The organism is Bacillus sp. LL01 (genome assembly GCF_001037965.1).
Genome location: NZ_LFEL01000040.1, coordinates 1 through 10,059, shown reverse-complemented (window position 1 = coordinate 10,059; position 10,059 = coordinate 1). Strand labels below are relative to the sequence as shown.

Here is a 10,059-nt window from a genome sequence, read left to right as displayed (position 1 = left end):
GTGCAAAAAGTATACCGTATGCAAGGGGTAGAAATTGGCGATAAGCACGTAGAAGTTATGGTACGTCAGATGTTACGTAAAATTCGTGTTGTTGATGCTGGGGAAACTTCTGTTCTTCCGGGCTCACTTATTGAAATTCAACACTTTAATGATGAGAACGCGAGAGTCCTTGTCGAAGGAAAGAGACCTGCAACAGGTAGACCGGTATTACTAGGTATTACAAAAGCATCTCTTGAAACAGACTCGTTCTTATCAGCTGCTTCGTTCCAAGAAACAACTCGTGTCTTGACAGATGCAGCGATTAAAGGAAAACGTGATGAGTTGCTAGGACTTAAGGAAAATGTTATTATCGGTAAGTTGGTTCCAGCTGGTACAGGTATGGATCGATACCGTAATTTGAATATCCTCTCAACACATGACGATAAAAAAGAGAGTGCTTCTGAAGAGGCTGTACTAGAAGAAGTAGGAACTCGCGAATAAAACTATTAATAAGTGGTTGACACACATATATCAGAGTGATAAGATATCAAAGTGTGCCTCAGAACCTGTTCCTTTGGAGGATGAATGATGTCTTATGAAAAAGTGATGCAGGCTAGTAACCTAATTATAGGTACTAAGCAGACGCTAAAGGCGCTAGAGATCGGTGAGGTCCTGGAATTGATTGTAGCAGAAGATGCAGATACTCGTGTTGTACACAAAGTAGAAACATTAGCTAAATCAAAGAAAGTCCCGATACACTATGTAGACTCAATGAAAAAGCTTGGTAAAGCTTGTGGCATTGAAGTCGGTGCAGCCACTGTTGCTTTAAGGGAGTAATCGTGTTTTTGCCATTCGGGGCGATCCGCATGGCAAAAACTTTACTTTTGCCTAAATATGAACCACCAGGATCAGTGGTCTTATCTTTTTAAAAGAGAGGAGGAAAAAATATGCCTACTATTAACCAATTAATCCGTAAAGGACGCGTTGCTAAAGTTAAGAATTCTGATTCACCAGCACTTAACAAAGGGTACAACAGCTTTAAGAAGAATCAAACAAACCTTTCTTCTCCTCAAAAGCGTGGTGTTTGTACTCGTGTTGGTACGATGACTCCGAAGAAACCGAACTCGGCTCTTCGTAAATATGCACGTGTTCGTTTAACGAACCAAATTGAGGTAACAGCATATATCCCAGGTATCGGTCACAACCTACAAGAGCACAGTGTTGTTCTTATCCGTGGTGGCCGTGTAAAAGATTTACCAGGGGTACGTTACCACATCGTACGTGGTGCACTTGATACAGCAGGTGTTCAAAATCGTATGCAAGGACGTTCTAAGTATGGTACAAAGCGTCCAAAAGATAAGAAGTAATAAAATAAATCGTTTAAATGTTGAAAGGAGGGGAAACAATGCCTCGTAAAGGTCCAGTTACTCGTCGCGATGTATTACCAGATCCTATTTATAATTCAAARTTAGTTACACGTTTAATCAACCGTATTATGGTTGATGGAAAGCGTGGGGTTGCTCAAACAATCCTTTATAATGCGTTTGAATTAGTTAAGGAACGTAGTGGAAAAGACCCTATGGAAGTATTTGATCAAGCGCTTAAGAACATTATGCCTGTTCTTGAAGTTAAAGCTCGTCGTGTTGGTGGTGCTAACTACCAAGTGCCGATCGAAGTTAAGCCTGAGCGTCGTACTACTTTAGGTCTTCGTTGGTTAGTAAACTATTCACGTCTTCGTGGAGAAAAAACGATGGAAGAGCGTTTAGCTTATGAAATCTTAGATGCTGCTAACAACGCTGGTGCTGCTGTTAAGAAGCGTGAAGATACTCATAAGATGGCTGAAGCGAACAAAGCGTTTGCTCACTATCGTTGGTAAGATTTTATTCTTATTAAATAATTCGTATGAAATAGGAAGGAGAAATACCCCATGGCAAGAGAGTTCTCCTTAAAAGATACGCGTAATATCGGCATCATGGCCCACATCGATGCCGGTAAAACAACTACTACAGAGCGCGTACTTTTTTACACAGGTCGTATCCACAAAATCGGTGAAACGCACGAAGGTGCTTCACAAATGGACTGGATGGCACAGGAGCAAGAGCGTGGTATCACAATCACTTCTGCTGCTACAACGGCTGCTTGGAAAGACCATCGTATTAATATCATCGATACACCGGGACACGTAGACTTCACAGTTGAAGTTGAACGTTCATTACGTGTATTAGATGGGGCTGTTGCGGTACTAGATGCACAATCTGGTGTTGAACCACAAACAGAAACAGTATGGCGTCAAGCAACAACTTATGGTGTACCACGTGTTGTTTTCGTTAACAAAATGGACAAGACTGGTGCAGATTTCTTGTACTCTGTTGGAACGATTCATGATCGTCTTCAAGCAAATGCACACCCTATCCAATTACCAATTGGTGCTGAAGATGAGTTCAATGGTATCATTGATCTTATTGAGATGGTTGCATACTTCTATGAAGATGACCTAGGTACTCGTACTGAAGCGAAAGAAATTCCTGAAGAGTATAAAGAGCAAGCTCAAGAATATCGTGAGAAACTAGTTGAAGCAGCTGCTGAACTAGAGGAAGAACTCATGATGAAATACTTAGAGGGTGAAGAGTTAACGAATGAAGAACTCAAGGCTGCAATCCGTAAAGGAACTTGTAACGTTGAATTCTACCCAGTTATCTGTGGTTCTGCATTCAAAAACAAAGGTGTTCAATTAATGCTTGATGCAGTACTTGATTACCTACCTTCACCACTTGATGTACCTGCAATTAAAGGTACGATTCCTGACTCTGAAGAAGAAGTAACTCGTGAGCCTGGTGATGAAAATCCGTTTTCAGCACTTGCTTTCAAAGTTATGACTGACCCATTCGTAGGTAAGTTAACATTCTTCCGTGTTTACTCTGGTACACTTGATTCAGGTTCTTATGTTAGGAACTCAACTAAGGATAAGCGCGAGCGTGTTGGTCGTATCCTTCAAATGCATGCAAACTCACGTGAGGAAATCTCTACGGTTTACTCTGGTGATATCGCTGCTGCTGTTGGTCTTAAAGATACAACAACTGGTGATACTCTATGTGACGAAAAGAATCTTGTTATTCTTGAGTCAATGGAATTCCCAGAGCCGGTTATCTCATTATCAGTTGAGCCTAAGTCTAAAGCTGACCAAGATAAAATGGGTATGGCATTAGCTAAGCTTGCTGAAGAAGATCCAACTTTCCGTACTGAAACAAACGAAGAAACTGGTCAAACGATTATCTCTGGTATGGGTGAACTTCACCTCGATATCATTGTTGACCGTATGAAGCGTGAGTTTAAAGTAGAGGCTAACGTTGGTGCTCCACAAGTATCTTACCGTGAAACGATCCGTCAAACGGCTCAAGTTGAAGGTAAGTTCGTTCGTCAATCTGGTGGTCGTGGACAATTTGGTCACGTTTGGGTAGAATTCTCTCCAAATGAAGAGGGTGCAGGTTTCGAATTCGAAAATGCAATCGTCGGTGGATCAGTTCCTCGTGAATACATCGGATCTGTAGAACAAGGTATTTCAGAAGCTCTTGGTAACGGTATGGTTGCTGGCTACCCTGTAATCGATATTAAAGCGAAGCTTTATGATGGTTCTTACCATGATGTCGATTCAAGTGAAATGGCGTTTAAAATTGCTGCATCTATGGCACTTAAAAACGCTAAAACTAAGTGTAAACCAGTTCTACTTGAGCCATTAATGAAAGTTGAAGTTGTTATTCCTGAAGAGTACATGGGTGATGTAATGGGTGACGTTACAGCACGTCGTGGACGCGTTGAAGGTATGGAAGCTCGCGGTAATGCACAAACGGTTAAAGCGTTCGTTCCACTAGCTGAAATGTTCGGTTATGCAACATCACTACGTTCACGTACACAAGGACGCGGAACGTACTCAATGTTCTTTGATCACTACGAAGAAGTTCCTAAGAGCGTAGCAGAAGAGATCATTAAAAAGCAAAACGGCCAATAATAGCCTTTTGTAATTGTTTCAATAAACATTTTGTTGTAAGCTAAGAAAGGTGATATTCATAAGAGTATGGCACCTTTCTTATTCATAAAAAAACTTATATTTGTTCAATTAAGGGAGGAAATGAATCATGGGTAAAGAAAAATTTGACCGCTCCAAAACACATGCCAATATCGGTACTATTGGACACGTTGACCATGGTAAAACAACTTTAACAGCTGCAATCACAACTGTACTTGCTAAGCGTTCTGGTAAAGGTGCTGCAATGGCATATGACGCTATTGATGGTGCTCCAGAAGAGCGTGAGCGCGGTATCACAATCTCAACTGCACACGTTGAGTACGAAACTGATAACCGTCACTATGCACACGTTGACTGCCCAGGCCATGCTGACTATGTTAAAAACATGATCACTGGTGCTGCACAAATGGATGGTGGTATCTTAGTAGTTTCTGCTGCTGATGGCCCAATGCCACAAACTCGTGAGCACATCCTTCTTTCTCGTCAAGTAGGTGTACCTTACCTTGTTGTATTCTTAAACAAATGTGACATGGTAGATGACGAAGAGCTACTTGAATTAGTAGAAATGGAAGTACGTGACCTTCTTTCTGAGTATGACTTCCCTGGTGACGATGTACCTGTAATCCAAGGTTCTGCTCTTAAAGCACTTGAAGGTGACGAAGCTTACGAAGAAAAAATTATCGAACTTATGGCTGCTGTAGATGATTACATCCCTACTCCAGAGCGCGATAAAGAAAAGCCTTTCATGATGCCAGTTGAGGATGTATTCTCAATCACTGGTCGTGGTACGGTTGCTACTGGTCGTGTAGAGCGTGGACAACTTAATGTTGGTGATGTAATTGACATCATCGGTTTAGCAGAAGAGCCTTCTTCTACAACTTGTACAGGAGTAGAAATGTTCCGCAAGCTTCTTGACTATGCTGAAGCTGGTGACAACATTGGTGCACTTCTTCGTGGGGTTTCACGTGACCAAGTTCAACGTGGACAAGTACTTGCTAAGCCAGGTACTATTACACCACACACAAACTTCAAAGCTGAAGTTTATGTTCTTTCAAAAGAAGAGGGTGGACGTCACACTCCATTCTTCTCAAACTACCGTCCTCAGTTCTACTTCCGTACAACTGACGTAACTGGAATCATCAACCTTCCAGAAGGCGTTGAGATGGTAATGCCTGGTGACAACATCGAAATGACTGTTGAACTAATCTCACCAATCGCTATCGAAGAAGGTACTAAGTTCTCTATCCGTGAGGGTGGACGTACTGTAGGTGCTGGTGTCGTAGCTACAATCACGAAGTAATCACTTACTTCTATGGAAAGCATCTTGGATTTCCCAAGGTGCTTTCTTTTTTTGTGCTTTAATTTCAGTAAAAGCTTGCATTAATAGAAAGTAGTCGTTATATTAGTAGGAGTGTGCCCAACATAAAAACTTTTACTTGATTTAGGTCATGTACCTATGTATAATGTTGAATGTTGGTCACTGGCAGCGATGATGTGGAAGGTTGCTGATACACCCGGCCCCTTTGCCATGGCAGGGTGTAGGAAATTTTCACGGAGTATGTCTGTTTATAAAATGGACGATAAAGGAGGGGCTATAATGGCAAAGCAAAAGATTCGCATTCGTTTAAAGGCGTATGATCATCGTGTTCTTGATCAATCAGCAGAGAAGATTGTTGACACAGCAAAACGTTCAGGTGCTAATGTATCTGGGCCGATCCCGCTTCCAACTGAGAAGTCGGTTTACACAGTTCTTCGTGCGGTACACAAGTACAAAGATTCTCGTGAGCAATTCGAGATGCGTACACACAAGCGTTTGATTGATATCGTGAATCCAACACCACAAACTGTGGATGCTCTTATGCGTTTGGATTTACCGTCTGGCGTAGACATTGAAATCAAACTATAAATCTGTATGATCAATTAGTGAATATAGACTTTTATATGTAAGTATATGAAAATGGCAAACAAAAAATTCGAGTTATATTAGGAGGTGTAACGGATGACCAAAGGAATCTTAGGTAGAAAAATCGGTATGACACAAGTATTTGCTGAAAATGGTGAAGTCATCCCAGTAACAGTTATCGAAGCTGAGCCTAACGTGGTTCTTCAAAAGAAAACTGTTGAGTCTGATGGATACGAAGCAATTCAAATCGGATTTGCTGACCAGAAGAAATCAAACACTAACAAGCCTCAAGAAGGACATGCTGCAAAAGCTAACACAGCTCCTAAGCGCTTCATGAAGGAAATCCGTAACTTCGACGCTTCTCTTGAAGTGGGTAACGAAGTTAAAGTTGACACATTTACAGCTGGAGACGTAGTAGACGTTACAGGAACATCTAAGGGGAAAGGTTTCCAAGGTGCTATCAAGCGTCATAACCAATCTCGCGGACCGATGTCCCATGGTTCACGTTACCACCGTCGCCCAGGTTCAATGGGTCCTGTTGCTCCAAACCGTGTATTTAAAGGTAAATTATTACCTGGTCGTATGGGTGGAGAAACAGTTACAGTACAAAACCTTGAAATCGTAAAAGTTGATACAGACCGTAATCTTCTATTAGTTAAAGGTAACGTACCTGGAGCTAAAAAGAGCTACGTATCTGTACAAAGTGCGGTTAAAGCAAAATAAAGATTGAAAGAAAGGAGGACACATCATGCCGAAAGTAGCAGTATTTAACCAAGCTGGTTCACAAGTAGGAGATATCGAATTATCTGATTCGATTTTTGGCCTTGAGCCAAACCAAAGTGTGCTTCATGACGCAGTAGTAATGCAACAAGCATCTCTACGTCAAGGTACACACAAAACTAAAGGACGTTCTGAAGTGCGCGGTGGTGGCCGTAAGCCATGGCGTCAAAAAGGAACAGGTCGTGCTCGTCAAGGTTCGATCCGTTCACCACAATGGGTAGGCGGTGGAGTTGTCTTTGGACCAACACCACGTAGCTATAGCTATAAGCTTCCTAAAAAAGTTCGTCGTCTTGCAATCAAATCTGCTCTATCAAGTAAATTGAAAGCAGCAGAAATCGTTGTTTTAGACAACCTACAACTTGATGCTCCAAAAACAAAAGATATGGCTAACGTTTTAGCTGGCCTTTCTGTTGACAGCAAAGCTCTTGTTGTGACAGCTGATTATAATGAAACAGTTGCATTATCTACGCGTAACCTTCCTGGTGTAACATTTGTTACTGCAGAAGGAGTTAACGTTCTTGATGTGCTGAAGCATGATAAGCTTGTCATCACTAAAGACGCAGTTGCAAAAGTAGAGGAGGTGCTTGCGTAATGTCAAACGCTCGTGATATCATTAAGCGCCCCGTAATTACTGAACGTTCAACTGACCTTATGGGTGAGAAGAAATACACGTTCGAAGTAGACGTTCGTGCTAATAAAACTCAAATTAAAGATGCTCTTGAAGAGATCTTTGAAGTTAAGGTTGCTAAAGTTAACACAATGAACTACAAAGGTAAGTCTAAGAGATTTGGACGTTACACGGGTTACACAGCTCGTCGTAAAAAAGCCATTGTTACATTAACACCTGAGAGCAAAGAACTCGAATTCTTCGAAGGTGTATAAGTTTAAAAGCGAAGGAGGGAACTGAACATGGCGATTAAAAAGTATAAACCGACCAGTGCCGGTCGTCGTGGTATGTCCGTATCAGATTTCGCGGAAATCACAACTGACAAACCGGAAAAGTCGTTACTTGCTCCTTTACACAAAAAAGGCGGCCGTAACAACCAAGGTAAATTAACTGTACGTCACCAAGGTGGCGGACACAAACGTCAATACCGTGTTATTGACTTTAAACGTACTAAAGATGGAATTCCAGGACGCGTTGCTACGATCGAATATGATCCAAACCGTTCTGCTAACATCGCACTTATCAACTATGTTGATGGTGAGAAACGTTACATCTTAGCACCTAAAGGTCTTAAAGTTGATATGGTGATTGAATCAGGTGCAGAAGCGGATATCAAAGTAGGTAATGCGTTACCACTTAAAAATATTCCTGTTGGTACTGTCATTCACAATATCGAACTTAAGCCTGGTAAAGGTGGACAACTAGTTCGTTCTGCTGGTACAGAAGCTCAACTTCTTGGTAAAGAAGGAGATTATGTATTAGTACGTCTTAACTCTGGTGAGACTCGTTACATCCTTGCTACTTGTCGTGCGACAATTGGTCAAGTGGGTAACGTTGAACATGAACTTATCAACATTGGTAAAGCAGGTCGTTCACGTTGGTTAGGCAAACGTCCAACTGTTCGTGGATCTGTTATGAACCCTAACGATCACCCACACGGTGGTGGTGAAGGTAAAGCGCCAATCGGACGTAAGTCTCCAATGTCTCCTTGGGGTAAACCAACACTTGGTTACAAAACTCGTAAGAAGAACAAAGGATCTGACAAGTACATCGTACGTCGTCGTAAAAAATAACGGGATTTGGCTGCGGTTCTTTAAAAGAACCGTGGGCTAATCACGAAGGGAGGTTTTCTCATGGGTCGTAGTTTGAAAAAAGGACCTTTCGTTGATGATCATTTAATGAAAAAGGTCGAAGCTCATAACGAAGCTAGTGACAAGAAAGTGATCAAAACTTGGTCTCGTCGTTCAACAATTTTCCCTGAGTTCATCGGGCACACTATCGCAGTATATGATGGCCGTAAGCATGTTCCAGTCTATATTTCTGAAGACATGGTAGGACACAAACTTGGTGAGTTTGCACCTACACGTACGTACAAAAGTCATGCTGCTGATGATAAGAAAACAAGACGTTAAGGTTAGTWAGAGAGGAGGTCCTATCCATGCAAGCTAAAGCTGTAGCAAAACAAGTGCGTATTGCTCCTCGTAAAGTGCGTTTAGTTGTTGACTTGATTCGTGGAAAGCAAGTAGGAGAGGCGATTGCTATTCTTCGCCACACACCAAAAGCTGGTTCACCTGTTTTAGAAAAGCTTCTAAACTCTGCAATTGCGAATGCTGAGCATAATTATGAAATGGAGCCAAACAACCTTGTAATTAGTGAAGCGTATGTAGACGAGGGTGTTACTTTAAAACGTTTCCGTCCACGTGCGATGGGACGTGCGAGCCGTATTAACAAGCGCACTAGCCACATTACACTGGTTGTAACTGAAAAGAAGGAGGGATAAAGCGTGGGTCAAAAGATTAATCCTACTGGACTTCGAGTTGGCGTTATCAAAGACTGGGAGTCAAAATGGTACGCTGAGAAAGATTATGCTGATCTACTACACGAAGATATTAAAATTCGTGAGTATATTGAAAAACGCTTAAAAGACGCTTCTGTGTCTAAAGTAGAAATCGAACGTGCTGCAAACCGCGTAAATGTTACAGTTTCTACTGCTAAACCAGGAATGGTGATCGGAAAAGGCGGTTCTGAAGTTGAAGCTTTACGTAAAGCTCTTAACGAATTAACTGGCAAACGCGTTCACATCAACATCTTTGAAGTGAAGCAAGCTGATTTAGATGCTAAATTAGTTGCTGAAAACATTGCTCGTCAATTAGAAAATCGTATTTCGTTCCGTCGTGCTATGAAACAAGCGATTCAACGTACAATGCGTTCTGGTGCAAAGGGTATTAAAACTCAAGTATCTGGTCGTCTTGGTGGCGCTGATATTGCACGTTCAGAACATTATAATGAAGGAACTGTTCCACTTCACACACTTCGTGCTGATATCGACTACGGTACAGCTGAAGCTGATACAACATACGGTAAGCTAGGCATCAAGATCTGGATTTATCGTGGTGAAGTCCTTCCAACGAAAGGAACGAACAAAGAGGAAGGAGGCAACTAATCATGTTAATGCCAAAACGTGTGAAATATCGTCGTGAACATCGCGGGAAAATGCGCGGTCGTGCAAAAGGCGGTACAGAAGTACACTTCGGTGAGTTCGGTCTTCAAGCGCTTGAAGCTTCTTGGATCACAAACCGTCAAATCGAAGCAGCGCGTATTGCTATGACACGTTATATGAAACGTGGTGGTAAAGTTTGGATTAAAATCTTCCCATCTAAGCCATACACTGCTAAGCCACTTGAAGTTCGAATGGGTTCTGGTAAA

At 41.8% G+C, this 10,059-nt stretch carries 14 protein-coding genes and 1 pseudogene; all 15 read left to right on the top strand.

The annotated features are described in order from the left end of the window. Positions 1 to 480, top strand: a pseudogene (locus AB685_RS22995) (DNA-directed RNA polymerase subunit beta'); the annotation flags it as partial. Between the two features lie 87 nt (positions 481 to 567). Continuing rightward, on the top strand, positions 568 to 816 hold the full coding sequence (locus AB685_RS22990; protein WP_047972907.1) for a 50S ribosomal protein L7ae-like protein: 249 nt from the start codon (positions 568 to 570) through the stop codon (positions 814 to 816). Positions 817 to 926: 110 nt separating this feature from the next. After that, positions 927 to 1,346: a 30S ribosomal protein S12 gene (gene rpsL, locus AB685_RS22985; RefSeq protein ID WP_012957132.1), complete on the top strand. Its 420-nt coding sequence runs from the start codon at positions 927 to 929 to the stop codon at positions 1,344 to 1,346. A gap of 38 nt (positions 1,347 to 1,384) precedes the next feature. Continuing rightward, positions 1,385 to 1,855 (top strand): 30S ribosomal protein S7, encoded by a 471-nt coding sequence (rpsG, locus tag AB685_RS22980; protein ID WP_047972906.1) that lies wholly within the window; start codon positions 1,385 to 1,387, stop codon positions 1,853 to 1,855. A 51-nt stretch (positions 1,856 to 1,906) separates the two neighbouring features. Continuing rightward, positions 1,907 to 3,985, top strand: a complete 2,079-nt coding sequence (gene fusA / locus AB685_RS22975; RefSeq protein WP_047972905.1) for an elongation factor G — start codon at positions 1,907 to 1,909, stop codon at positions 3,983 to 3,985. Between the two features lie 127 nt (positions 3,986 to 4,112). Next, positions 4,113 to 5,303 carry an elongation factor Tu gene (gene tuf / locus AB685_RS22970; protein ID WP_047972904.1) on the top strand — a complete coding sequence of 397 codons (1,191 nt, stop codon included), beginning with the start codon at positions 4,113 to 4,115 and terminating at the stop codon, positions 5,301 to 5,303. Positions 5,304 to 5,600: 297 nt separating this feature from the next. Continuing rightward, on the top strand, positions 5,601 to 5,909 hold the full coding sequence (gene rpsJ, locus AB685_RS22965) for a 30S ribosomal protein S10 (protein WP_012957136.1): 309 nt from the start codon (positions 5,601 to 5,603) through the stop codon (positions 5,907 to 5,909). A gap of 93 nt (positions 5,910 to 6,002) precedes the next feature. Next, complete coding sequence (gene rplC, locus AB685_RS22960; RefSeq protein WP_012957137.1) at positions 6,003 to 6,629, top strand: 50S ribosomal protein L3; 627 nt, start codon at positions 6,003 to 6,005, stop codon at positions 6,627 to 6,629. A gap of 25 nt (positions 6,630 to 6,654) precedes the next feature. Beyond that, entirely contained in the window at positions 6,655 to 7,278 is a 624-nt protein-coding gene (gene rplD, locus AB685_RS22955; RefSeq protein ID WP_047972903.1) for a 50S ribosomal protein L4, read from the top strand. Beyond that, complete coding sequence (gene rplW / locus AB685_RS22950) at positions 7,278 to 7,568, top strand: 50S ribosomal protein L23 (RefSeq protein ID WP_012957139.1); 291 nt, start codon at positions 7,278 to 7,280, stop codon at positions 7,566 to 7,568. The genes rplD and rplW overlap by 1 nt, the downstream gene beginning before the upstream one ends. Before the next feature lie 27 nt (positions 7,569 to 7,595). Next, a complete protein-coding gene (rplB, locus tag AB685_RS22945; RefSeq protein WP_047972902.1) occupies positions 7,596 to 8,426 on the top strand; it encodes a 50S ribosomal protein L2 in 831 nt (276 codons plus the stop codon). A gap of 60 nt (positions 8,427 to 8,486) precedes the next feature. Further along, entirely contained in the window at positions 8,487 to 8,765 is a 279-nt protein-coding gene (gene rpsS, locus AB685_RS22940; protein WP_047972901.1) for a 30S ribosomal protein S19, read from the top strand. A 26-nt stretch (positions 8,766 to 8,791) separates the two neighbouring features. Continuing rightward, positions 8,792 to 9,133, top strand: coding sequence for a 50S ribosomal protein L22 (gene rplV / locus AB685_RS22935; RefSeq protein ID WP_047972900.1), 342 nt, complete (start codon positions 8,792 to 8,794; stop codon positions 9,131 to 9,133). A 3-nt stretch (positions 9,134 to 9,136) separates the two neighbouring features. Continuing rightward, positions 9,137 to 9,796, top strand: coding sequence for a 30S ribosomal protein S3 (gene rpsC / locus AB685_RS22930; RefSeq protein WP_047972899.1), 660 nt, complete (start codon positions 9,137 to 9,139; stop codon positions 9,794 to 9,796). 2 nt (positions 9,797 to 9,798) lie between these two features. Beyond that, positions 9,799 to 10,059, top strand: a 261-nt coding sequence (gene rplP, locus AB685_RS22925; protein WP_047972898.1) for a 50S ribosomal protein L16, incomplete at its 3' end; no start/stop codon positions are given.

What these genes read in the sequence shown, in the direction of transcription:
- rpsS (WP_047972901.1), top strand. Translation starts at nt 8,487, where the DNA reads ATGGGTCGTAGTTTGAAAAAAGGACCTTTCGTTGATGATCATTTAATG.
- rplD (WP_047972903.1), top strand. Translation starts at nt 6,655, where the DNA reads ATGCCGAAAGTAGCAGTATTTAACCAAGCTGGTTCACAAGTAGGAGAT.
- rplC (WP_012957137.1), top strand. Translation starts at nt 6,003, where the DNA reads ATGACCAAAGGAATCTTAGGTAGAAAAATCGGTATGACACAAGTATTT.
- rplB (WP_047972902.1), top strand. Translation starts at nt 7,596, where the DNA reads ATGGCGATTAAAAAGTATAAACCGACCAGTGCCGGTCGTCGTGGTATG.
- rpsJ (WP_012957136.1), top strand. Translation starts at nt 5,601, where the DNA reads ATGGCAAAGCAAAAGATTCGCATTCGTTTAAAGGCGTATGATCATCGT.
- AB685_RS22990 (WP_047972907.1), top strand. Translation starts at nt 568, where the DNA reads ATGTCTTATGAAAAAGTGATGCAGGCTAGTAACCTAATTATAGGTACT.
- rplW (WP_012957139.1), top strand. Translation starts at nt 7,278, where the DNA reads ATGTCAAACGCTCGTGATATCATTAAGCGCCCCGTAATTACTGAACGT.
- fusA (WP_047972905.1), top strand. Translation starts at nt 1,907, where the DNA reads ATGGCAAGAGAGTTCTCCTTAAAAGATACGCGTAATATCGGCATCATG.
- tuf (WP_047972904.1), top strand. Translation starts at nt 4,113, where the DNA reads ATGGGTAAAGAAAAATTTGACCGCTCCAAAACACATGCCAATATCGGT.
- rplV (WP_047972900.1), top strand. Translation starts at nt 8,792, where the DNA reads ATGCAAGCTAAAGCTGTAGCAAAACAAGTGCGTATTGCTCCTCGTAAA.
- rpsL (WP_012957132.1), top strand. Translation starts at nt 927, where the DNA reads ATGCCTACTATTAACCAATTAATCCGTAAAGGACGCGTTGCTAAAGTT.